The sequence below is a fragment of the Candidatus Thalassolituus haligoni genome, assembly GCF_041222825.1.
In the GTDB taxonomy this organism is placed as follows: domain Bacteria; phylum Pseudomonadota; class Gammaproteobacteria; order Pseudomonadales; family Oceanobacteraceae; genus Oceanobacter; species Oceanobacter antarcticus.
This window is the reverse complement of record NZ_CP139482.1, coordinates 451857-476179: the sequence shown is the minus strand read 5'-3', so window position 1 is coordinate 476179 and position 24323 is coordinate 451857. Positions and strand designations below refer to the sequence as shown.

The window sequence follows — 24323 nt, the reverse complement described above, 5'->3', positions numbered from 1 at the left end:
TTGCTGATATATAAAGCCAAGTAAAGTGATCCAGAACAATACAGAAAAACAACAACAGCGACAGGAACACTACGATGCAATTTCATCTTAACGGTTATAACCCAGGCGACCCTCGTTTTTCCGACCCTCAGGATGCGGTTGTGCCACCGCCAATCAAGCGTCCGTTACCAGAGTGTGTCGATGTCATGATTGTCGGCTGTGGCCCTGCCGGGCTGAATCTGGCGGCGCAACTATCACAGTTCGGGAATATCAAGACTGCTATCGTCGATCTGAAAGACGACCGCTTATTGGTTGGCCAGGCCGATGGTATTGCCTGTCGCACTATCGAAATGTTCCAGGCGTATGGTTTTGCCGAACAAATTCTGCAGGAAGCCTACCAGGTGCACGAAGTGGCTTTCTGGAAACCGGATGCCAACAAACCAGATGAAATTGCTCTCAGTAGCAAAATTCAGGACGTTGAAGATGATCTGTCCGAGATGCCACACGTCATTATTAACCAGGCACGGGTGCACGATCAGTTTCTCGACGTCATGCTGCGTAGCCCCGGCAAAGTCGAACCTTATTACTCTCGTAAGCTGTTAAATATAGAAGTGGATGAAAATGCCACTGAATACCCGGTTACCCTGACCTTCGAACGCGCACTCAACTACTCCGTTAACATTCAGACAACGGAAGTCGTCAAGGCAAAATATGTTGTTGGTTGTGATGGCGCTCGTTCCACTGTGCGCAAGGAGATCGGCCATGAACTGGTCGGCGACGCCCTCAACCAGGCGTGGGGGGTAATGGACATACTGATGGTGACCGACTACCCGGATATTCGGGTGAAGAGTGTCATTCACTCCAGTAACGAAGGCAATATGCTGATTATCCCTCGTGAAGGGGGTTACATGGTTCGCCTCTATATCGAGCTGGATAAACTGGCAGAGAACGAGCGTATTGCCCGCGACAAGATAACCAAAGACTATCTGATCGCTGCCGCCAAACGCATCATGCAGCCGTTCACCCTAGATGTGAAAGAAGTTGTCTGGTGGAGCGTGTATGAAATCGGACAGCGCTTGACCACCGCCTTTGACGATTCAGCCGAAGGTCGTCCGGCCCATGTTTTCCTCGCCGGAGATGCCTGTCACACCCACAGCCCGAAAGCAGGACAGGGTCTGAATACGTCGGTGATGGATACTTGGAACCTGGGCTGGAAAATGGCCCACGTTCTGAATGGCAAGGCCGATGCCGAGCTGTTAAAAAGCTACTCTGCCGAGCGTCAGGTTATCGCCAAACAGCTGATCGATTTCGATCGTGAGCTGTCGAAAATGTTCAGTACCAAGCCAAAATCCCCTACCAACCCCGATGGTATTGACCCGGCGGACTTCCAAAAATACTTCGAACAATTTGCGCGTTTCACCGCCGGTACAGCGATTCGTTATAACCCGTCCAAACTGGTAGGCACGGGTGAACACCAGCAACTGGCAACGGGACAAACCCTGGGCATGCGTTTCCACTCAGCTCCTGTGGTACGCCAGGCTGATGCACGGCCAATGCAATTGGGCCATTGCATCACAGCCCGGGGGAAATGGTATGTTTTTGCCTTTGCTGGCGAACAGCAACCCCTGTCAGCCGAGTGTGGCGTGAAAGCCCTGTGTGAATTTCTGCAACACGACCCGGCATCTCCGATCAGAGCTCACACACCACAAAACGCTCCTCTGGATGACGTGATCGATGTGCGAGCTGTATTCCAGCAGCACCATCGTGATGTCAATGTGTCGGCGCTGCCAGACATTCTGATGCCCCTCAAGGGCAAATTCGGCCTGCGCGACTATGAAAAAGTATTCTGCGTCGACAACCGTCCGGAATCCTCAGGTGGTGGCAAGAATATCTATGACATGCGCGGCATCAACAAGGAGCAGGGCTGTATCGTTATCGTACGGCCGGATCAGTACGTTGCCGATGTGCTGCCGCTGAATGATTACTCCAGTCTGACAGCCTTTTTTAAAGGCGTGTTGAAGTAAGTAACCGCCCGCTGTTCTCTAAACCCCCGTGAGTGATTATTCACCGGGGGTTTGTGCTATCCCGCTATCCTTTAGTGTCCCACAGCCAGCGACCAGAATTGGATGCAGATATTCTCGATCGTGGGTAAGGCCGCTCGCTGAATGAATGGTGCGCGGTGCGCACCAAACCCGATGCCCGGTTAATCCGTAGCGGTGTTCCACACCAGGGTGTCAGCCCGCCCACCGTCACGATAGCCATAACAGGTATTGTCCATTCGTTTACGGTTCGCCGGGCTATCAGCGAATCCCGTCTGGAATTCCAGCCGGTAGCCTTGCAGGGTCTGGAATGCGGCGGTCGCCAGTACTGGCAGCAGTTCAGTGAGATGGGTGCAGGCGTGCTGACGGCCCAGGGTTTCCTTGACGTCGTTGATCCAGCCGGAGCGGATTTTCATCCCGACCAGCAAATCATAACGGGGGGCTGCTCCATGACAATCCTGATAGGGAGTCGCACGCATAGCCGCACGAACCTCACGAATCACCAGCCGATCATCCACCACCAGAGTCAAGGTCATATCGTGCAGCGCATCACCAATAATCAGGCAACCTCTGTCCGGCAGGTTAGCTTCATAGCCCTTGGTGTCCAGCAAGGTGCCTTCTACTTCCCACAAACCGTCGCTGCGCAGGTAACCCTGAACGTCAATCTGGCGGCGATGTAATGGCGTACGGGTAACGGGGCTGGCTTCTTCAGTCATGGGCATACTCAACAGTTTATCGGTGCATCGAACTGACCATGGTAACTGCCTCGCTGCCGCTGGCAAAGCGGACTCACTGTTGCAGCCGTGTTTCAACCACCAGCAAAAAACCATCCGCCTACCAGCACGGCGGTGATCATCCCAACGCCATCACACAACAGCCCGGCCCAGAGTGCGTAGCGAATCCGGGTAATCCCTACCACGCCAAAGTAGACCGCCAAGACATAAAAGGTAGTTTCTGTACTGCCTTGCATCACCGCAGCAATATGCCCTGCGACCGAGTCAACGCCATGGGTATTCATCACATCCAGCATCATGGCGCGGGCACCGCTGCCACTGAAGGGCTTCATCAGTGCGACAGGCAAGGCGTCGACAAACAGGGTGCTGACACCCAGTGCCGTCAGCAGCCAGCGTACGCCATCCAGTAACAGGTCGAGTGCGCCACTGGCGCGAAAAATACCAATCGCCACCAGCATGGCCACCAGATAGGGAATCAACTGCACGGCGGTTTCAAAACCGCTTTTGGCACCCGCTACAAATTGTTCGTAAACCGGTTGTTGACGCCACAGTCCGGCCGCCACCAGACCGACCATCAACAATAGGATGATGCCGTTAGCCAGTTGCTGTGAGATATCGGCAAGGCGATCCACGGGTACAGAACCGAGCCAGAACACCAGCGTCGCGACAACGGCCACCAGTCCGCCCAGATACCCCAGTACCACCGCATCCAGGCGGATTTTTTGCAGCCACATCACGGCCAATAAACCAGACAGGGTTGAGGCGGTGGTCGCCAGCAAGATTGGCACAAACACGTCGGCCGGATTGGCCGCGCCCAGCTGGGTGCGGTACATAAAAATAGTGACGGGTAACAAGGTAACCGAGGAGGTATTCAGCACCAGAAACAGGATCTGGGCATTACTGGCGGTATCTTTGAGCGGATTGAGTGTCTGCAAGGCCTGCATCGCCTTGATCCCCAGCGGGGTGGCAGCGTTATCCAGACCCAGCATATTGGCCGCCAGATTCATGGTGATGGCACCTTGCGCCTCATGCCCGGCAGGAACCTCTGGCATCAGTCGTCGGAACAGCGGTGCCAACCCTTGACCGAGCCAGCTGATAACGCCGGTTTTTTCAGCAATGGCAAACAGCCCCGACCACAACGCCAGCAATCCCACCAGACCAATGGCAATATCGACCGAGAGTTTGGCCATATCGAAACTGGCATTCACCAGTTGCTGAAAGATCTCGGTATCGCCGCCCAGCCAGCGCACCAGCGCGGTGGCACATCCGACCAGAAAAAATAATGCCCAAACAAGATTCAAACACAACTCCCGGCGTACACCCTGTCCAGCTTCCGAGTTATACGCCGTCAGTTGTGAATGTCCAGAATCAAGGCGATAGCCGCTTTAGACTTTGCTTTAAGCGTTTATAGCAGCCAGTCTTAATCCTGTTCGTATTTATTAATCAGATCGACAGCTTTTTGGTACAGCCGCTGGCCATCATTACCGGCATCGTCCATTTCCTTGATCCAGCCATCCGTCACCGGTTGCATGGTGGTTTTCCAGCGCGCCGTTTCACTGTCACTGAGCACCAGAATCTGGTTGCCTTCTTCTACGGCTGCCTTGCGTCCGGCTTGTTCCGATTCATCCCAGGCAGCACCTATCCAGCCAGCGGTGCTGATACCCGAGTTGTTATCAATCACCTTTTGCAAATCGGCGGGCAGTTTGGCATAGGCATCCTTGTTCATCGCGAAGATAAAGAACTGGGTATACAGACCCCGGTCGCCATGAATTTCGGTATGGTAATCCACCATCTGGTGAATTTTTAACGGCGCAACCACTTCATAAGGCAACAGCGCAGCATCCAGTACGCCCTTGGAAAAGGCCGATGGCACAGAAGGCACCGGCATAAACAGCGGTGAAGCCCCGGCAAGGGTCAAGGCATCTGCCATTTGCTTGTTGGAAGCACGAATTTTCAAACCGGCCAGATCTTCCAGTCGCGAAACCGGTGTCGTGCGACTGTGAATCGAACCCGGTGCGTGGGTATGCAATGCCAGTAGCTGTACATCGGCGAATGAATCCTGCATTTCCTGCTCGGCATATTCTTGCAACGCCATGCTGGTGATTTTTGCCGATGCCGGCATAAACGGCAATTCAAACACCCCGGCTTTGGGGAAACGTCCCGGCGTATAACCACCGACCGTCCAGATAATATCAGCAACGCCTTTGCGAGCCTGGTCGTACAGCGATGCGGGCTTGCCGCCTAGCTGCATGGAGGGATAGATATCGATCTGGATACGGCCGTTGGATTCAGCCATTACCTTGTCGGCCCACGGAACCAGAAAACGGCGGTGGGCAGTCGAGCTCATGGGGAGCATATGATGCAGCTTCAGAGTCACTTCCGGCTCTGCAGCGGTGGCGGTTGAAAAGGATACAAGGGCGGCAATGCCCATGCCCAGAACGGAGACCAACTGTTTGATTTTCATACTGAGTACCATAGTTATCTTTTTTATAGTTATCTGTGTATCGATTTGAAGACGTGCGCTAAACGGGTTGTCACGGTGTAAAAATAATCGTGCCCTCCCTGCCATTCAGATTCAGATTCAGATTCAGATTAGCAATCAGGGCGCAGAACGCCCCGTGATTACAGCTGTAACACCAGCCGGGCACTTTTTGAACGCGAGCAACAGGGGGTGAAATGGCTGTTGGCAGCCTGTTCTTCCTCGGTCTGGTACAAATCCCGATGGTCAGGAATACCGTCCAGAACGGGCGTCAGACAGGAACCACAAATGCCTTTTTCACACGACAGCGCGACATCAATGCCCTGTTGTTCCAGTACCTGAGCGACGGTCTGATCCGCTGCGACCGAATAGATCGCCCCGGTGGACTGCAGCTGAATTTCAAATGGCTGGTCATCATCCGAGGCGATCACCTCAGGGGCATCAAAATATTCACGGTGCATGCGTGACGTTGGCCAGCCCTGCCCCAGCGCATCCGCCCAAAGGCTGTCCATAAATCCGGCTGGGCCACAGACATACAAATGTGTTGTCTCTGTTGCTTGAGCCAGCAGGCTGGCCGATTGCAGCCGACCGCCATCCTGACTGATGTGCAAATGTACCTGTTGTGCCCACGGCTGTTGCTGCAACTCACCAATAAACGCCGCCTGCTCCAGACTGCGGACGCAATAATGCAATTCAAACGAGCGCCCTTGCTGGTACAGCTGATAGGCCATCGCCAGCATCGGCGTAATCCCGATGCCGCCGGCCAGTAACAGACTGTGAGTGGCCTTTTTTTCCAGAGCAAACAGGTTGCGTGGCATACTGATCTGCAGTCGGCTGCCGACCTTGACGTCCCGGTGCAGCGCCTCCGAGCCACCCCGAGATCCGGCATCACGCAGCACGCCAATACGGTAGTGGTTCGGCTCTGCCGTCGCATTGCAGAGCGAATACTGGCGAATCAGACCACCAGGCAAATGGACGTCGATGTGAGCACCGGCTTCATAAGCCGGTAATGGCACAGCGTCAGCACTCACCAGTTGATAGCTGTTTACCTGGCTCGACTCCCGGCAAATGCTGGCAACCCGAACCTCAATCAGATCCGTTGGCGCAATCATTTCAACGCTCCGTTTCGGCGGTCAGCAAACGTTCAATCACACGGCGTGATTGCACCCCACCGGCATCAATATTGAGTTTGAGCACATCGCGATTCGGATAGGCCAGCAGGTTCTTTTGCTGCAGTTCCAGCATTTCCAGATCTTCACTGAAAATCTTGCCCTGACCTTCGCGAATACGATCGGTTAACGCCTGATCGTCCGGGCAGAAATTACGGGCCATACCCCAAAAGTACCAATGGGAAGTTTCGGTTTCCGGGGTGATAAAATCCACCACGATGCACGAGGCGCGGTCTTTCTTCTCGGCATTGATACTGCCCTTGCCTGCCAACGCCACGCCGACGTCAATCATCACGTGACTCGGCGGAGTGAACCGGCACACCTGCCAGCGATCCACCACTTCGTTGGGATCCAGACCATTAGCTTCCATATTAGAAGCCCAGAAAGGCGGAGCCTGAATGTTTTCCATAAACCGGGACGTCAGCACCTGTTCACCTTCCACCGTAGTTTCTGGCGCAGCTTCGTCGATTTCTTTCTGGCCAATAGACGACGCATGGACGTAAGTTTCATGGGTCAGATCCATCAGGTTGTCGACCATCAGCCGATAATCGCACTGGATATGGAACAGACCACCACCATAGGCCCACTCATCACTTTCGGCCCACTCGCATGGGTGCAGTTTTGCTGGATCCACGGCCGCCTGATCTCCCGGCCATACCCAGACAAAACCATAGCGCTCAATCACCGCATACGCCTTGACGCAAGGGAAAGCGCGTACCCGCTGACCCGGCATACTGTCTACCTTGCCGTCGGATCCCATGGCCAAACCGTGGTAACCACACACCAGCTTGCCGTTTTCGACATAACCTAACGACAGCGGCGCACCACGATGAGGGCAAAAATCCTCAACTGCGGCGGCAGTACCGTTCTCATCACGGAAAAACACGATATTTTCGCCACAGATCTTGCGCCCCAGGGGTTTGGCTTCGATTTCATCGGGAGTACACGCAACGTACCAGGCATTTTTAATAAACATGGGAGACCTCTCTTTGTTCTTATTGGATCCAATTAAATCAAAAATGAACAATAAATCAACAAAAAATAGATATATTTGTCCTTTATGGATCCATAAATAAAAAAATAACAAAGAATTGATGGGAAAAACCGGGTAACTCACAGGCATCCTTGATCACCCCAGCCCCGTGTTAAGATCTCTGCCAGGTACACAACGACGAGAGATCCATGGCAACAACGGGGCAGCAAGTACTGGTTACCTTGCGCAAACAGATTGCCGACGGCCAGCTGACCGCCGGTCAACGACTGGCAGAAATTCCTACGGCAGAGGCGCTTGGTGTGTCCAGAATGCCGGTACGAATGGCATTCCGGGCGCTGGAACAGGAAGGTTTTCTGATCAAAAGCGGCCGCGGCTACACCGTCCGGGAAACCTCATCAGAAGAAATTACCGGCGCGATTGAAGTCCGGGGCGTACTGGAAGGACTGGCGGCTCGCCAGGCGGTTGAGCGGGGATTGGATCCAGGCGCAATTGACACCCTGCGGCGTTGCCTGCAAGAAGGGGATCAACTGTTTTTGCACGGCTTACTGAGCGATAACGACTTCGATCGCTATCACGACATGAACTGCCTGTTTCATGACACCATCATCAAGGCAAGTCATAACCCGGCGGTCGCCGCCGCGCTGGCGCGCAACGATCACATGCCCTTTGCCTCGGTCAAGGCACTGGCGGTGGATGCCAGTCAGCCGGAGCGAGAATTCAAACGTTTCTACTACGCGCACCTGCAACATCATGCCATCGTTGATGCCCTGTCCCAGGGACAAAGTGCCAGAGTTGAAGGGCTGATGCGAGAACACGCCAATGCCACACTCAACTATGTTGATGACCAACAACAGAACAACGCCAACGTTTGGGTTCGACGCAAAAGCCCAAGTGGTACGACGCGATCATAACCATAAGCCAAAGCTGGCTGTCAGCCAGCCGTCGCACCGCACAGTAACCAGGTCTTTTTGCCCGGTTACTGAGAACACAGTCAGCCGGAAAGCGGGCCGTTGGCCCTTTGCCCCCAGACTGATACTGCCAACGATAAATGAAATGCTAGCGTGGGTGATATTGCTCATAAAAATGCTTGATCACCGGATTGGCAGCGGTATAACGCTTGATTACGGTACTGATCGCCGCCGACATCTGCTCCGCCCCCAGATTGGCTACTTTCACTCCTTCACGCTTGAGCAGCGCCAAGTTATTGATCTCGGCTTCTTCCTGGCGTTGGAACCCCCAGGCTTCGGCTTCCTTGAAAGCGGTCATCACCATTTGCTGACGATCGACGGTCAAGCCGTCCCACCATACCTTGGACGCCACGACAACACCCGGAAACGCCATATGGTTGGTCACCGTCAGGTAGGGTGCATCACGATAGATCTTCAGGCCCACCAGCATATCCAGGTCAACATCGACCGCATCCAGCTGTTTATTAAGCAAAGCGGGTTGCGTATCAAGCAGTGCCAACTGCATCGGTACAGCATTCAGTGTTTGCCACCAATCTTTGAACACCTGATCAGGAAACGAACGGATTTTCATGCCATTAAAATCGCTGACATTGGCAACAGGACGGGTTGACACCACCTGACGCATTCCTGCCAGGGCATACCCCATACCGACCAGCTGACTCGACTCCAGCCGCTGCAACATTTGTTGGGCATCGGTACCGGCAGTCGCCTTGGCGACGGCTTGGACATCTTTAAACAGATAAGGCAAATACCAGCCGCTGAAAGCGGGTTCAAGAGACGACAGACTGCCCGCCGTCAGAATCGCCAGGTGTAATTTACCGGACTGTAATTTTTTGATCGTTTCCGCCTCACCCTGCATTTTGGCCATTCTGGATGAGCGCAAACGTATCTGATCATGAGAGGCCAGCTTGAGATTATTACTCATCCGGTCTGAAACCTGGCTCCAGATATGGCCTGGCGGTGTCACCATTCCGATACTATAGGACTTCGCCTGAGCACCAGAAGTGGCCAAAGTCAAGCCAACCATTGCGGTTACCGGGAGCAAACAGCGGGTAATCTGGCCACATATTGCGTGTATCGAAGCAATCTTCATCGTCATAACATGTCCTGATAGGTAGAGAGCGCGTTCTCCATGAACTCTCAGATTATTTATTGGTTATTAGGGTAGCCCTAAACAATCCTGCATCCTTTTATTTATACGTTTTTAAGTATGATCAATACAATCCGAAATATCAGCAGTCATTCAGTGATCTATCACCAATATGCCCCGCCAGCAGATCCACGAACGGTAACACAGCAAAAAAAACAAAAAAAAAGCGGCCACAAGGGCCGCCAAGACTAGAGCTAACAGAGGAGAGCTGAAGGACAATGAAACTACTTATACTAAGAACCCCTCTCCATCCGTTGGTTCCAGTGACTGTTCAAAAATAACTTTTTTTTTCCGGTACTGGCTTCTATTGATCCATTTTTCAGCCAGATCCCCTGCCCAGCGCCTGGCTAACGCATCAGGCCAGGTAACCACAGCGACAATTCCGGCACCAGCGCAATAATGACCATGCTGATTCCCATCGCCAACAAAAATGGCAACATGGCACGGAACAGCGACATCATTGGCAGGTTGGCGGTGGTCATGGCAATGTAGAGTCCCGGCCCAACCGGAGGCGTCACCAGCCCCACCAAGGTGGCAAGGCTGATAATCACGCCGAAGTGAATCGGGTCGATACCAAAGCCAACGGCTGCGGGCAGGATTATCGGCACAATCACAATCATCACCGCGATGCTCTCCAGGAACATACCCAGGACGATGACCATGGCGTATACCAGCATCAGGAAGGCAACGGGGGATTCCGTTACACTGGTTATCCACTCCACCATCATGTCCGGCACACCTTCAAACGACAGCGCCCAGCCAAACACGGAGGCGGCAGCAATCAGTCCGGTAATGGTGGCGGTGTTAATGGCAACCGAGGCAAAAATCTCACCCAGATCCCGCAGCGAGATAGTTTTGTACACCAGCAAGCCGATCAGGAACGCCATCACTGAGGCAATCGCCCCAGCTTCTGTCGGAGTCATGACCCCCATCACAATACACAGAATCACCACAATCGGGATGGTGCCAGGCAGCAAACCGTCAATCAGGTCACGCTTGACGTTCTTGTGCGCCATCGGCTCGCCCTTGGGTAATTCCTTGAACACCCCGGTCAGGAAGATGACCAGGGCAAATCCGGCAATAATCAGTATGCCGGGGAGAATACCGGCAATAAACAGATCCGAAATCGGCTGGTAGGCGACAACGCCGTAAATAATCATCAACATGGATGGCGGAATGATCGGCCCCAGCAAACCACCGGCCATGGTAACAGCGGCAGAGAATTCCTTGTTGTAGCCTTTCTCGACCATGGTCGGAATCATCAATCGGCTCATCACCGAGATCTGCGCCGTTGCCGAACCAAGAATCGATGCTGCCATGGCGTTGGTAAGCAAATTCACATAGGCCAGGCCGCCCTTGAAGCGTCCGACAAAAACGTCGGCAGCGTTCATCAGCCGTGAAGTCAGGCCGCCCTTGTTCATCAACTCCCCCACCAGCATAAACAGCGGGATGGCCAGTAATCCATTCTGGCTCAATGAGCCATACAGCTGGATCGGCAAGGAGCTGACCAGCATGGTGAGATCCATTTCATAGAGAAAAACCAGCGTCCCCAGCACCAGGGTCAGAAAAATAGGCAATCCGGTCAGCAGGGCCACAAAAAAGGCAATCAGTGTGGTCATGAACGCACCTCTGGGCCATCGCCGGTGCTCTCATCTTCGACCAGTAATTGATGCATATCGATATTTTCGGGGATCAGCACTTTCACCGCCTGATGCCAGGTCATGCAATAAAATGAAAAAATCAGTATCGAGTAGTTGTACCAGCGCGGTATCTGGGTGGTGGGTGAGACATCACCACGAATCTCTGGACGCTGAATCCATTCGGTGGCGAAATAACACATGATGCCCAATGTGATCAGGCCGATGATATCCAGCACACGCAGCAACACCAGCGAGCTCTGCGGTTTCAGCATGGTCAGGAGAAAGTCTACCCGCACCAGCTTGCCGCTGTAGGTCAGGTAACTGACACCAACAAATGAAATAATAATCAGCACCTGCACCGCGACTTCTTCTGCCCAAAACAACGGGCTGTTAAAAAAGTAACGCAGGATAACCTGCGTGCAGAGAATCAGCGTCAGGCCGGCTGTCAGCGCCACCATCAACCAGCGTTCACCACGACCAATCGCGTGGTCCAGCGTTTCCAGAAATTTGAGCATGAGAACCTCGAAGACCCAGCAGCGCCACGAGATGACTCCGTTGCTGCTGGTCAAACTGATAACCAAACCTCGGTCGGGGCCGAACATCTCTGTGCCGATCCAACCAACCAGGCGGTGCCTGCGGTCACTGCAGGCACCTGCGCGGCTTATTTGTTTTCGGTGTAGAACGCTTTGATATCAGCATTCGTGCTGGTGTATTTGTCAGACACCTTGTCCATAACCGGCACCAGTGTTGCTGTATCAAAGTCGACGACCGTAACGCCTTCTTTTTTCAACAGTGCCAGATTACTGATCTCGGCTTCAGCTTGCTGTTGAAAGCCCCAGCTTTCAGCATCCTTGAACGCGGCCATCACGACTTGCTGTTGTTGTGCCCCCAGGCCGTTCCACCACTTTTGGGAGGCGACAACCACGCCGGGAAACGCCATATGATTGGTCAGTGTCAGGTAAGGCGCCTGCTGATACATTTTCAGGCCTACCACCACATCAAGATCGACATCCACGGCATTCAGCAAGTTGGTGGTCAGCGCTGGTGAGACACCGGACAACGGCATAGCCGTCGGGGCAGCTCCCATATCGGTCCAGAAATCGTTAAACACGCTGTTCGGAAACGAACGGATCTTTTTGTTGGCAAAATCTTCGACCGATCCCATTGGCTGAGTCGACAACACATGGCGCATCCCGGCGAGGGTGTAACCCAGACCAACCAGCTTGTGCGCTTCGAGTTTTTTCAGCATCGCTTGCGCTTGTGGCTTGCCTGTCGCGACTGCCGCATCGCTGACACTGTCGAACAAGCCAGGCAGGAACCAACCAGAAATAGAGGCTTCTCGATTGGATAACACGCCGGCCGTCAATACCGCCAGTTGCATGCCGCCGGACTGCAGCAAATCGATCATTTGCTGTTCACCGCCCAGTTTGGACAGTGGATAGACCTTGATCTTGGTCTTGCCACCGGTGGCTTCTTGCAGATTGTTATTAAAGCGTTCAGACACCTTGTTCCAGATATGACTGGGTGGCGTCACCATGCCCATACGCAAGGTATCGGCCTGGGCTGAAAAGCTAGTCGCCGTCACCAAAGTTCCAAGCACCAGGCTGGAGAGGGTATGGCGGAATGTTCTGCGAACATGGCGGAGTACGTGAGTCATGATATTGGCCTTATCGTTATTGTTGTGTATCGATATGTCACGAGCACCCACTCAGGGCACCCGTATTCGCCGGACACTGCGCCAGCAGCCGATCAGCTGACAGCTGGCACTCTGCTCAGGCGATAGTCAGGGAAATGTCGCCCACGTTGTCGATCTTGCCGGTGATCACATCACCCGCAACCACAGGGCCAACACCTTCTGGAGTACCGGTATAAATCAGGTCACCAGGCTGCAAGTGATAGAATTTGGAGAGGTGGGCGATAACTTCGCGCACATTCCAGATCAGCAGTCCCAGCGTGGTTTTTTGTTTCTGCTCGCCACCCACAGACAGCTCAAGATTACCCTCAGTAATGACACCGACATCTTCCTTGCGGTAGATCGGAGCCAATACCGCAGACTCTTCAAAATCCTTACCCAGATCCCAGGGACGACCGGTTTCGCGGGCTTTCAGCTGCAGATCGCGACGGGTCATGTCGAGACCACAGGCATAGCCGTAGATCAGTTCATCAGCGTTGTCTTCGGCCACTTCAAAACCGGCCTTGCCAATGGCAACCACAAATTCCATCTCGTAGTGGTAGTTGGCGGTTTGTGGCGGGTAAGCCACAGTGCTGCCGGACGGCACCAGGGTAGAGGCATCCTTGATAAAATAAAACGGTTCCTGGGTGCTTTTGTCGACGGTGACACCCATCTCCGCTGCGTGGGCGTGATAGTTACGCCCAACGCAGAAAATACGGTTTACCGGGAAACGGGCATCGGTGCCAACAATTTCGGCAGTGACCGGCGCTTTGGCCGGAAAAATCAGATGAGTTGTCATGGTTTCTTCTCGCTGTAAGTGCGTCATTAAATCGGGTGCAGCAGACTCTTTCGGAGTAACTCATGCGGCACATGGCGTATAGCGGGCGTTAGCAACGCCGTTAGAAAATACCCAGATACTGGTGTAACGGGCTTTCGTCGGCGCTGATCAGAAACGCTGGTTCAGTCGCGGACCGGTTCGTCAGGGTAATGTCGGTGTAACCCGGTGCGCACAGCGTGTCCTTGTTGATAAAGTCCAGCGGTTCCGCACCGGCGGATGCGTGCCCCACAACACTCATCTGACCAGCACCTTCAACCACATGGAAGACCACCGGCGTGGTGCGTTTTGGCAAGGTAATGGTTTCTCCCGGACGTAACATCAACGCGCCAAAACCAATACTGGGGAACAACGGCGTGCCATTTTCAGGATTCACATAGCTGATGCTGAGCAGACCTTCAGGGTATTCGCTGGCCATTTCGAGCAGGCAGGTACGAGTCTTGGCCCAGGGGTAACGCAGCATCGGGCTGTTACTGTCACCGCGCTGGAAGCCCATATTGGGAACCACCCCGGCGGCACTGTAATCAGCAAAGGATTTGTCGCGCTCAGAGCGTTTTTGCTGCAGCTGACCTTCCATTGCCCAGGAGCTTTCCAGGCGATAAACCAGCGGCAGGTCGAGCACATCCAGCCAGACAATCGGGCCAGTACCTTCATGATGGTGTTCATGCCATTTACCAGCCGGGGTCAGGATCAGGTCACCACGTTCCATCCGGCATGGCTCACCATCGACCGTTGTAAAGGCACCTTCGCCTTCTACGATAACGCGCACCGCATTCGGGGTATGACGATGATTCGGAGCCGTCTCGCCAGGCAGGATCAGCTGCAAGCCCAAGTAAATACTTGGAGTTGCCTGCATGTTTTCCAGACCATGGCCCGGATTGGCCAGTACCAGCACACGCCGCTCGGCTTTTTCCATCGGCGTCAGTTCACCGGCTTGCAACAGCAACGGCCGGACACTCTCGTAACTCCAGTTCAGTACCTGGGTATGACGTGTCGGTATGCGAGGTGGTAACACCGCCCGCATCGATGGCCACAACGGTACCAGATTGGTTGCAGTCAGATCATCGCGATAGCCCTGTGGCAGATCTTCAAGCTTGCCGAGTTCGTGCATGGTTCAATCCTCATGGTCTGGAGTGACAATCCTGTCATCACTCAATGTCACTTGTGCAACGCCACTGGCGTCGGGGTCTTTTGTTATTGGTCAGACATTTATATTATTGGCTGTCCGGCTGATTCGCCGGAGCCGCCTGCTGGAACGCCGGTAGCGTCTGGCAGTATTGGTAAATCGCCAGTATCCGTGTGTAGGCACTCAGATCACAGCCAAAACGCTGGGCATTGGCGACTTGCGGAATCAGGCAGACATCGGCCAGAGTCGGTTCATCACCAAAACAACAGCGGCCATGACCATATCTCGCCAGCAGCGCTTCTACTGCGTCAAACCCTTCCACCACCCAGTGGTTGTACCAGGCTTTTTTCTGTTCCTCGCTCACCCCCAGCTCTTTGCTCAGATAGCCCAGAATGCGCAGGTTGTTCAACGGGTGCATATCGCAGGCAATCGCATTGGCGACTTCCAGCACTCTGGTTTTCGCCACCAGATCCGCAGGAATCAGCCGCGACTGAGGGTATTTTTCATCAAGGTAACTGAGAATGGCGAGAGACTGGGTAACCTGAGTGCCGTCGTTGTCGATCAGCAAAGGTACACTTTTGTTAGGGTTTTTTGCCACATACTCGGCGGCAAATTGCGCACCAATACGAATATTCACACCCTGATATTCAAAATCCAGGTCTTTTAATGCCAGTGCGATCCGTACCCGGTATGAGGTGGAGCTGTTAAAAAAACTGTAGAGCTGCATTTATAGTTATCTCCGGTTGCGGCCATGACACGGCGTCAGGCAAACCGTGGCATCTCTCAAACTGTTAAAAAGATTATTGACGAGCCTTGGTAGATCGAATAATGATAGTTTCAGATAGAGCCATAACCTGAGATATATACCTTGAGAGATACCTTGAGAGAGATACTTTGAGCTGGACGCGGCAATTACGATTAAAACACCTGAGCCTGCTGATTGAACTATCAGAGAGTGGCAGCCTGAGTGATGTAGCCCGCACTTCCCACACCACCCAACCAGGGTTGTCGAAATGGCTGAAAGAACTGGAAGAGGATATTGGCGCACCGCTGTTTGATCGCCATTCACGCGGGCTGCGGCCCACCCCACTGGGCAGTCTGATGGTCAGTCATGCCCGGCGCATGCTGTCGGAAGTGGAACGTACGGAGCAGAACCTGCATTCGTTAATGCAGGGCGGCAACCGTATTCTCTCCATTGGCACCTCCCCGGCGTCCGCGCCAAGTTTTGTTCCTGCCGCCATAATGCGTTTTCTCAAAAGTAATCCGAATGCCCGTATCCGGGTGGAAGAAAGCACCATGAACGAAATGTTGGCCAAACTGGAATTGGGCAAGCTCGACCTGGTGGTCGGCCGGATGGACAACTACCGGCCACGTCCAGTCATTGGCAGTGCCATTCTCTATAATGAAAGGCTGCGTGTTGTCGCCCGCCCAGGTCACCCACTCACCCGGAAAAGCAACCTGACCTGGGAAGACCTTTACCAGTACGACTGGATCGTCTGGCCCGACGGCACCCCCATCCGCAGCAAACTCGACGCCGCCCTCACCGCCGCAGGCCAAAAACCGGCGCCATTACGGATTGAATCGGCTTCACAGATCGCCAACCTCTGGATGATCAAATACAGCGATATGCTGTCGATCAGCTCCGAACGGGTGGCCATGCATTTTGAAGAACGGGGCTTGGTTGTGCCGCTGGCGATGGATATTGAGCAGTCCGGCGGGAGCGTTGGCATGTGCTGGCGTGATGAAGACAGCCAGGACGATATGATCGACCTGCTGCTGGCTTGTTTCCGCAACGAAGCCGAACGGGTCGCCGACGAATTGGGCTAGGAGCCTGTCGGACTTAGGCGTTCGTCGCGAGGGAAAGACTGGTTTGAGCGATGTTTGCGCAAATTTGAGGTGAATAGTGGTTCTATTTAACCAGAATTTGCTCAAAAAAGAGCCAGATTCAGCTTTTCCGCAGTAGAGCAGCCCTAAGCCCGACAGACTCCTAGGGAACGTTTTTAATGATTAAACCGAGCCTGATGAGAGCCCGTTGGTTTCAGAACAAAGCATGAGGAGCGCGCCAAACAAGTGACGAATAACGCCGCACTGGAAGCAAGAGGCCTCAGCCCCAAGGGTCAGGGTCAGGGTCAGGGTCAGGGTCAGGGTCAGGGTCAGGGTCAGGGTCAGGGTCAAATAATTGAGAACGCCCCCTGGCCTCCAACCCAACACTTTCCGGCTTGCAACAATGCTTGCTAAAAACAGATCTATCAATCACCAGAAGAATCAATAAGCTGGTGCCATTCTTTTGGTCCAGGCCCTTTTATGCATTCCTCATCCCGTGCGACCCCGATTGTCATGCTGCTGATTTGCGTGATCTGTTGGGGCAGTGTGTTTCCCATCTCAAAAATCCTGCTGCACTCAATATCCGGCCTGTCGCTGTTGATGTGGCGGTTTCTGATCGCGATTGCCTGTGTCATCGTTTACTTGATCGTACAGAGAAAACCCTGGCCATCGCTGCGTTGGTCGCAATACCTGATTCTGGCGGCGCTGGGCGTGCTGGGTGTCGGTGGCTTCAATCTGGCGCTGTACGAAGGACTGCCCTATACCGAAGCCACCAACGGTGCCTTGATCATGGCACTCAGTCCATTGGTCACGTCCATCGCCGCCGCCGCACTGGCTCGTCGCTGGCTTTCCATCCAGCAGTGGATCAGCCTGCTGATTGGTCTGACCGGTGTCACTCTGGTCATTACCAACGGTGATGTCATTGCCCTGCTGCAACACGGCATCAATCAGGGCGACTTGCTGATTGCTGGCGGCATGTTGTGTTGGGCCGCCTTTACCATTGCCTCTCAACGGGTCAATCACTGGTTATCACCCGTGCCGTTTACCCTGGTGACCATGACAGCCGGATGGCTCGCAGTCAGCTTTTATGGTCTGGTCATCAGGCAAGTGCATCCCTGGGAAGAATTGCAGTTAATGACGCACACCAACCTGTTGCAAATACTCCATATCAGCGTGTTTGGATCTGTGGTGGCCTACCTGTTCTGGATTCAGGGAGTGAAGGCTATTGGCGCGGCCAGCGCCTCGATGTTTTTTAACCTTGTGCCGGTATCGGCAGCCCTGATTGCCGTGGCGATGGGCGAGCAGCTTTCCGCTATTCAGGTCACCGGCATTGCTATCGCTATTGCAGGATTGAGTTTACCCAGCCTGATCCGATATTTGTGGTCTCGACGACATCGTGATGCGGTGCAGCTTTAACGGAGAGCAGGGTTTAACGGGAGAAGAGCAAGAGACGGAGGAAGTAAAACAGGGAGGCAAGTATGGGTTTGAAAGCGAAACAGTTAACACAAACCGACAGACGCACCGGATGATGCGTCTGTCGGTAGGCAAGACAGGAACAACGGTCAGTTCAGCAGATGTACTGCCCAGAGCGTGATGCCAGGGAAGATAATCATCAGGATGACACGCAGAATATCCGACATCAGAAACGGGATAACGCCCTTGAACGCTTCTGTCAGCTGCAAATCCTTGTCAAAGGATTTGATGATAAAGACGTTCATGCCAACCGGTGGCGTAATCAGCCCCACTTCAACAACAACCAACGCAATAATACCGAACCAGATCCCCAGGTCTTCCGCCGACATACCAAAATCCATAACGGCAATGATCGGATAATAGATGGGAATGGTCAGCAGAATCATCGCCAGACTGTCCATAAAACACCCCAACACCAGGTAAGTAACCAGCATGATCGCCAGTACCAGATACGGAGACAGGTCAGCTGCCAGAATCATATCAGCGCCAATGGATGGCAGCTGGGTCAGGGCAATAAAAACACTGAACAAATCGGCACCCAACAGGATGAAAAAAATCATCGCCGTCGATACCGCTGTCTTGAGGATACTTTCACGGAAATCCGCCAGCCGCATCTTGCCGTGGGTAAAGGCCAGTATCGCGGTCAGAAAAACCCCCACCGAAGCCGCTTCTGTTGGCGTAAAGATACCCGCATAAATACCACCCAGTACAATCAGGAAGATAACGGAAATATGCCAGACGTCTTTGGTGGAACGAAACTTCTCAGCCCAGGTGGTCTTTGGGCCAGCAGGACCGGATTCTGGCTTCCAGCGAACATAAATGGCAATCGCCAGCATGTAGCCAAACGCCGCCATAAAGCCCGGCACAAATGCCGCAATAAACATTTTGGCGATGTTTTGTTCGGTCAGAACCGCAAAAATAATCAGCACCATGGACGGTGGAATCAGAATACCCAACGTACCACCTGCTGCCAGCGCTCCGGCTGCCAGACCGGCCTGATAGTTATTGGCTTTCATCTCAGGCAGGGCAACCTTGCCCATGGTCGATGCAGTTGCCAGCGACGAACCACAAATAGCACCGAATGCAGCACAGCCGGAAATGGACGCCATCGCCAAACCGCCTTTCAATTGCCCCACCCAGACGTTACAGGTACGGAACAATTCACGCGTAATACCGGCACGTGTGGCCAACTCACCCATCAGCAAAAACAGCGGCACAACCGACAGGTCAAAAGTAGAAAACTTGGAGACCGGCACTGTCCCCATATAATTCAAAACGGAGTCTGGCCCGGCCAGCAGACCGTAACCCAAAGCGCCACAAGCCATCATCGACAGTGCAATAGGAATACGCATCGCCATCAGCAGCATCAGCAATACAATCATGGCAAACGCCAGTTCTACATTGGTCATTTCCCGGCTCCACGAACAAAGGTAACTACACGATCAAGACTCGTCAGGGCAACCAGGACAGATGACAACACACCGGGCACAAAAACGATCCATAACGGCAGTTCAAGAATCATGCTCTGTTCCATGTAGTCGTAGGCATCCAGTCCACCCAAGGTCAGTTGCCAAATCAGCACCACCGACACCACAAAGAAAAAAGCCTCACCGATGGTCTCCAGCAACGCCACCCAGCGGGGTGCCAGATTATTGGTGAAAATATCAACAACGACATGACCATTAGCACGGTGGCCTTCCGGTAAAAACAAAAAGACGGTGATTCCAAGACCGGCTTCCACCAATTCGTAATCGCCTTCAATTGCGGTACCAAACAGAGCGCGACCGGTGATACTGATAACCGTCATGGTTGCCAGTACCAGCATCAGAAAACCGCCCACCAGTGCAAACTGGCGGGACAGCCATGCTATACCGATACGCACCTGTTCCAGCCAGACAGGCTGATTCAGGGCTACTTCAGTCATGATCCACTAACAACCTTCTCGTATTTCGTAATCAGATTAACGGCTTTCTGATACAGCGCCGCACCATCCTTGCCATCATCCGTCATATCCGCAATCCAGTCGTCGGTCACTGGTTGCATCATGCGCTTCCAGTTTGCAGTTTCTTCCGGAGTCAGGGTGTAGAAAGGGTTATTTTCTGCGTGTGACGCGGCATACCCTGGCAGTTCGGCCAGATCCATTTCATGGCCCAGTCGACGCGCTTCATCGATACCTGAATTGTTGTCGATCACCTTTTGCAGGTCAGCGGGTAACTGCTCGTAAGCTTTTTTGTTCATAGCAAACAGAAAGAACTGAGTATACAAACCGCGCTCACCCTTGATCTCGGTATGGTTCGGTGCCAACTGCTGGATTTTCAGCGGGTTAACCACTTCAAACGGCATCACGGCAACATCAACCACGCCTTTGGACAAGGCGCTAGGCAAAGCGGGTACTGGCATAAAGACCGGTGAGCCGCCCATAATACCGAAAGCTTCGGCCATCGCCTTGTTCGGCGCTCGCATCTTCAGGCCTTCCATATCCGCTGCGTTCTTGATCAGCTTGGTACGCGAGTGCAATGCACCGGGTGCGTGGGTATGAATGGCCAGCAGGTGCACATCGCTCAGCTCATCCTGCATTTCAGTCTCAGCGTATTCTTGCAGCGCCATACTGGTTGCTTCCGCACTGGCGGGCATGAACGGCAGTTCAAAGGCACCGGCTTTCGGGAAACGACCCGGTGTATAACCACCTACCGTCCAGACGATATCGGCGACGCCTTTACGCGCCTGATCAAACAACTGCGGAGGCTTGCCACCCAGCTGCATGGCAGGATAGATATCGATCTTGATACGACCATGAGACTCTGCCATCACCTTGTCTGCCCACGGCACCATCATTTTTTGATGAGTGGCGGACAACGGGGTCAGAAAGTGATGCAGCTTAAAGGTAAATTCAGGTTCAGCAGCCTGGGTGTTCAATGCAGCCATACCTGCGACAGTAAGGCTTAGCGTCAGGAACAGGTTTTTCAATTTCATTGTTTTACACCTTGTTATTTTTATCGGTCAGACTTTGCCAGCGGCAAAATCCCCGAAGGCAAAATCATGCAACCTAAGAACTGTTATAAGTTTCAACAGACTTTTTTGTATTGAAGTGATTCACCTGAATTACCACCAGCACAGTCACTGGCCACTGGAAATCCAAGGCAGCAAAACAGCAATTAGAATCGACAACCGCAAGCTAGCATCCCAGCCGCCTTGCTGGTAATTAAATAAGCATAGGAACCATTCGTTTTTTGCATAGATACATGCCAATCCAGCTATAAAGTCACGTTCCAAGCGCCATCGCCAGATGGGTCTGATGCCCAGAAAAGCCCAGCAAAAGCAGTTTTTTTGCGACAAAAGAACCCTTCCAGCACTTGCGATAGCAATAAGAACTGCTTCACTGACTATAGTAAATAAAATCACATTCTGCCCCAATCCTTGCTCTTTGCTATAGCAAAAACAAATAGCCTACTGATGAAATTGGAATGGCAGTTTGGTAGCACGAGCAAATACGTTACAGGCATACTTCCATGCAGAAAAAGAATACTGGCCACGCACTTCAGCGCCAGCTCAAGAATGAGTCCGACGACAAGCATGTCATTTAAGTACCAGCAAGCTGATGACAATCAAAGGGACTCACCCAAAACGGTAATAGAGGAAATCCATGCCTGACGCATCGCTATCCATTTCAGCTTCCCTGGCACTGGTACCTAGCCCTGAGCGAGTGAGCAAGCCCCAGCTGGAATGGCGCATGGAAAATCGCGCAGGTACTGCCCTTTTTATTCGTCCGGCCGAAAGTAATCCCCTTGCGGACACTCCGACACTGTTTCGAAACGACCGCAACTTGTTCGGCAAGCTGATGCTTTCCGAGCTGCATTTTGCTCACGAGACCCCACTGGTCTGCCATACCAGCGAGGACAGCTATTTTTTACTACTGGTAATGAGCGGCAGTTGTGACTATCACACCCTGACAGGGCAACAACAACTCACCCCCGGCGCAGTGTTATTGCTGAACCCGGGTGACAAACTGCCGGTTTGTTATCAGGCGGATTGTCATGTCACGACACTATCCATTCCGCAGCAAGAGTTACTGAATGCTGCGGTTGTCATGGGCTGCGCTCATTCCAGTATGGAAATCGACTTTCTGCTCCCGGAAACCGGCGCTGTCTTGCCTGAGGCGCTTTACCATATTATTCGTTCCATGTGGGCCTCAGCGACCAGGCCCATCACCGAGGCAACCCGCCAGTGCTACGAGCAACTGCTGTACGATGCCCTGATGAACAGTTTTACCACCCGAGTGGTGCAACCAGGTCTGGCACAGGTCAGTAAGCACCCACAAATAGAACAGGTGCGACATCGGGTAATACAACACATCACGGAAGACTTTGATGTCCGAGAAATTGCTGCGGTATGCAAGGTCAGTGTAAAAACACTCTACAACCTGTTTAATCGTGAGCTGGGGGTTACACCCTCTGTTTTTATTCGCAATTGTAAACTCGAAGCGGCGTACGCCAATATTCAGCAGCACCCGGAACACAACATCACTCATATCGCTACACGTTACGGCTTTACCAATCTCAGCCGTTTTTCCGCCTATTACCGGGAACGCTACGGCGAATCACCGTCGGATACATTACGCAAGCGGCGCCAGCAACAGGCCACAAGCTGACCTCGTCGATCATCGACAGACATCGTCCCAGAACGACAGCCACAAAAAAACCGGGCGAACCCGGTTTTTCTTGTTGTCACAGGGAGAGCTGTCGCAACCCTGCTTGCAGAACAACAATATCAAGCGAACCTATCAGGTACTGCCACAGTCAGGCCGGATAGCACACCACGACAGGTGCTATCCAAACCAGGCATGATCAGAACTTGTAGATTGCCATCACTTCCAGCTGCTTGCCTTTCGGACGCAGGTTCGGCAGCGTTGAGGTGTTATTCAATGTATCAACATCCTGCTTGCGGAATTCGATACCCAGATCCAGACCTTTGGTGTAATTGTAGATCACGTTGGCATTCATGGCATTCAACTCACTGTCTGCCGTGTCGTCAACGCCGATGTGGGCCATACGAATAGTCGCTGTCGTCTTGGTGTCAAACTTGTATGCAACCGCTGCGGTGTAGCCGGTTTGCTGTACCAGCTCGCCATCCTGAGCATCGGAGTTTTTCGGACCACCGTAGGCACCATTCACACCAAAGCCTGAGAACACACCCAAGCCCTTACCTGTGTAGGCACTGCCGTACAGCGTCACGTCACCCAGACCCAGCTTACCGGCAAACGAAGCACCGCCACCAAAAACAGAGTTTTCACGGTCGTTATTGGAACCGTCACCCTGAGCGACATCGCGGCCGACAGCCGCTACGGTAAAGCCAGAACCACCTTCAAAACGCTGGGTATAGGCAGCCACCATATCCGGGAAGCCAGCACCTGTGTTAACCGGATCCTGCAAGCTGATACGGATTGGACCCGAGGTGTAATGCATCACCAGGTTCGAACGGACAGTACCGCCGTTACCACTGATAGTACCCAGGCCAGGGCCCCAGAAGTTGATCTGGGCCGCGTCCATTGGTGCAGTAGCGAAGAACGCACCATTCCAAGTCTGACCAAGGGTTACCTTGTCAATTTGCATATAGGCGTGACGCAAACGCCAATTGTAAGTAGCGGAGTTAAAATAACCACCGTAGAAGTCACCTTCGATAAAGGTAGAGATCTTGTGGCCATCGACTTCACGTTCGGTCTTGAAGTTCAAACGAGACTGACGGGCGGTCGCATCAAAAGTGTTAGTTACGCCGTTGGCTGCATCAGCATCCGGACGATTGAATACGCCCTCGGCCTTGATGTAGCCACCCACGCTGTATTTGACGCCATTCATTTCAGCGACCTGACCTGCACCAGCAGCGGATGCAAGAACGGATGATGCAATGGCCAGAGCCAGTGTATGCTTCTTCATTTTTACGCCTTTTTATTTATTGTTTTGGTCTTATAACAGTAGTCCAACGGTTGCTCTCCTGTGAAACGACCGCCGGTTAATTCAGCCACACAAGTGTCGTACAGCACCAGAAGAAAGGCTGTACATATATTGAAAACGACATACGCTATGTGTAAAAATCCATAGAATTGTTACACATTTCCATAACTTTTTGAGATACCAGAGATTTATCCCGTCGATTCATGGTCACAGCTGGTTGCTTTTTGTTCAACAACAACCCAGCACCTGTTCGCACTATTTCTTCCCACCTCGGCAGATGCCTGTTGCAAAAC

General features: G+C 53.0%; 21 protein-coding genes. 5 read left to right on the top strand and 16 right to left on the bottom strand.

What is annotated here, in order from left to right; translation table 11 throughout:
* Positions 1 to 74 precede the first annotated feature (74 nt).
* Positions 75 to 2003: an FAD-dependent monooxygenase gene (locus SOJ49_RS02140; RefSeq protein ID WP_369856582.1), complete on the top strand. Its 1929-nt coding sequence runs from the start codon at positions 75 to 77 to the stop codon at positions 2001 to 2003.
* Positions 2004 to 2182: 179 nt separating this feature from the next.
* On the opposite strand, the gene SOJ49_RS02135 is transcribed toward SOJ49_RS02140, so the two are convergent.
* From SOJ49_RS02135 to SOJ49_RS02115, 5 genes are all read right to left on the bottom strand, one after another.
* On the bottom strand, positions 2183 to 2734 hold the full coding sequence (locus SOJ49_RS02135) for a DUF2889 domain-containing protein (RefSeq protein WP_369856581.1): 552 nt from the start codon (positions 2732 to 2734) through the stop codon (positions 2183 to 2185).
* Positions 2735 to 2826: 92 nt separating this feature from the next.
* The gene (locus tag SOJ49_RS02130) at positions 2827 to 4053 is read right to left on the bottom strand and encodes a nucleoside recognition domain-containing protein (RefSeq protein ID WP_369856580.1); all 1227 of its coding nucleotides are present in this window, start codon (positions 4051 to 4053) and stop codon (positions 2827 to 2829) included.
* A gap of 119 nt (positions 4054 to 4172) precedes the next feature.
* On the bottom strand, positions 4173 to 5216 hold the full coding sequence (locus tag SOJ49_RS02125; RefSeq protein WP_369856579.1) for a TRAP transporter substrate-binding protein: 1044 nt from the start codon (positions 5214 to 5216) through the stop codon (positions 4173 to 4175).
* Positions 5217 to 5374: 158 nt separating this feature from the next.
* Positions 5375 to 6343, bottom strand: coding sequence for a 2Fe-2S iron-sulfur cluster-binding protein (locus SOJ49_RS02120; RefSeq protein ID WP_369856578.1), 969 nt, complete (start codon positions 6341 to 6343; stop codon positions 5375 to 5377).
* Between the two features lies 1 nt (position 6344).
* Positions 6345 to 7376 carry a Rieske 2Fe-2S domain-containing protein gene (locus SOJ49_RS02115; RefSeq protein ID WP_369856577.1) on the bottom strand — a complete coding sequence of 344 codons (1032 nt, stop codon included), beginning with the start codon at positions 7374 to 7376 and terminating at the stop codon, positions 6345 to 6347.
* Positions 7377 to 7582: 206 nt separating this feature from the next.
* Here SOJ49_RS02115 and SOJ49_RS02110 point away from each other — a divergent pair, with 206 nt between their 5' ends.
* Positions 7583 to 8305, top strand: coding sequence for a GntR family transcriptional regulator (locus SOJ49_RS02110; protein ID WP_369856576.1), 723 nt, complete (start codon positions 7583 to 7585; stop codon positions 8303 to 8305).
* A 145-nt stretch (positions 8306 to 8450) separates the two neighbouring features.
* On the opposite strand, the gene SOJ49_RS02105 is transcribed toward SOJ49_RS02110, so the two are convergent.
* The 7 genes from SOJ49_RS02105 to maiA form a co-directional block, all read right to left on the bottom strand.
* Positions 8451 to 9461, bottom strand: coding sequence for a TRAP transporter substrate-binding protein (locus SOJ49_RS02105; protein ID WP_369856575.1), 1011 nt, complete (start codon positions 9459 to 9461; stop codon positions 8451 to 8453).
* A gap of 398 nt (positions 9462 to 9859) precedes the next feature.
* Positions 9860 to 11131: a TRAP transporter large permease gene (locus SOJ49_RS02100; RefSeq protein ID WP_369856574.1), complete on the bottom strand. Its 1272-nt coding sequence runs from the start codon at positions 11129 to 11131 to the stop codon at positions 9860 to 9862.
* Complete coding sequence (locus SOJ49_RS02095) at positions 11128 to 11667, bottom strand: TRAP transporter small permease (protein ID WP_369856573.1); 540 nt, start codon at positions 11665 to 11667, stop codon at positions 11128 to 11130. The genes SOJ49_RS02100 and SOJ49_RS02095 overlap by 4 nt, the downstream gene beginning before the upstream one ends.
* A 146-nt stretch (positions 11668 to 11813) precedes the next feature.
* The gene (locus SOJ49_RS02090; protein WP_369856572.1) at positions 11814 to 12809 is read right to left on the bottom strand and encodes a TRAP transporter substrate-binding protein; all 996 of its coding nucleotides are present in this window, start codon (positions 12807 to 12809) and stop codon (positions 11814 to 11816) included.
* A 115-nt stretch (positions 12810 to 12924) separates the two neighbouring features.
* A complete protein-coding gene (locus SOJ49_RS02085; RefSeq protein WP_369856571.1) occupies positions 12925 to 13623 on the bottom strand; it encodes a fumarylacetoacetate hydrolase family protein in 699 nt (232 codons plus the stop codon).
* Positions 13624 to 13723: 100 nt separating this feature from the next.
* Positions 13724 to 14770: a cupin domain-containing protein gene (locus SOJ49_RS02080; RefSeq protein WP_369856570.1), complete on the bottom strand. Its 1047-nt coding sequence runs from the start codon at positions 14768 to 14770 to the stop codon at positions 13724 to 13726.
* Between the two features lie 103 nt (positions 14771 to 14873).
* Positions 14874 to 15512 carry a maleylacetoacetate isomerase gene (gene maiA, locus SOJ49_RS02075; RefSeq protein ID WP_369856569.1) on the bottom strand — a complete coding sequence of 213 codons (639 nt, stop codon included), beginning with the start codon at positions 15510 to 15512 and terminating at the stop codon, positions 14874 to 14876.
* A 167-nt stretch (positions 15513 to 15679) separates the two neighbouring features.
* Here maiA and SOJ49_RS02070 point away from each other — a divergent pair, with 167 nt between their 5' ends.
* On the top strand, positions 15680 to 16612 hold the full coding sequence (locus SOJ49_RS02070) for a LysR substrate-binding domain-containing protein (protein ID WP_369856568.1): 933 nt from the start codon (positions 15680 to 15682) through the stop codon (positions 16610 to 16612).
* A gap of 477 nt (positions 16613 to 17089) precedes the next feature.
* A complete protein-coding gene (locus tag SOJ49_RS02065; protein ID WP_369856567.1) occupies positions 17090 to 18025 on the top strand; it encodes a DMT family transporter in 936 nt (311 codons plus the stop codon).
* A 146-nt stretch (positions 18026 to 18171) separates the two neighbouring features.
* Here SOJ49_RS02065 and SOJ49_RS02060 read toward each other — a convergent pair whose 3' ends face one another.
* From SOJ49_RS02060 to SOJ49_RS02050, 3 genes are read right to left on the bottom strand one after another with little or no spacing between them, the layout of a single operon-like run.
* Positions 18172 to 19491 carry a TRAP transporter large permease gene (locus SOJ49_RS02060; RefSeq protein WP_369856566.1) on the bottom strand — a complete coding sequence of 440 codons (1320 nt, stop codon included), beginning with the start codon at positions 19489 to 19491 and terminating at the stop codon, positions 18172 to 18174.
* The gene (locus tag SOJ49_RS02055; RefSeq protein ID WP_369856565.1) at positions 19488 to 20006 is read right to left on the bottom strand and encodes a TRAP transporter small permease; all 519 of its coding nucleotides are present in this window, start codon (positions 20004 to 20006) and stop codon (positions 19488 to 19490) included. Before SOJ49_RS02055 ends, SOJ49_RS02060 begins: the two co-directional genes overlap by 4 nt.
* Positions 20003 to 21055: a TRAP transporter substrate-binding protein gene (locus SOJ49_RS02050; RefSeq protein ID WP_369856564.1), complete on the bottom strand. Its 1053-nt coding sequence runs from the start codon at positions 21053 to 21055 to the stop codon at positions 20003 to 20005. The genes SOJ49_RS02055 and SOJ49_RS02050 overlap by 4 nt, the downstream gene beginning before the upstream one ends.
* Before the next feature lie 670 nt (positions 21056 to 21725).
* On the opposite strand from SOJ49_RS02050, the gene SOJ49_RS02045 reads away from it, so the two are divergent.
* Positions 21726 to 22730, top strand: a complete 1005-nt coding sequence (locus tag SOJ49_RS02045) for a helix-turn-helix domain-containing protein (RefSeq protein ID WP_369856563.1) — start codon at positions 21726 to 21728, stop codon at positions 22728 to 22730.
* Positions 22731 to 22926: 196 nt separating this feature from the next.
* On the opposite strand, the gene SOJ49_RS02040 is transcribed toward SOJ49_RS02045, so the two are convergent.
* Complete coding sequence (locus tag SOJ49_RS02040) at positions 22927 to 24012, bottom strand: hypothetical protein (RefSeq protein ID WP_369856562.1); 1086 nt, start codon at positions 24010 to 24012, stop codon at positions 22927 to 22929.
* Between the last annotated feature and the right edge of the window lie 311 nt (positions 24013 to 24323).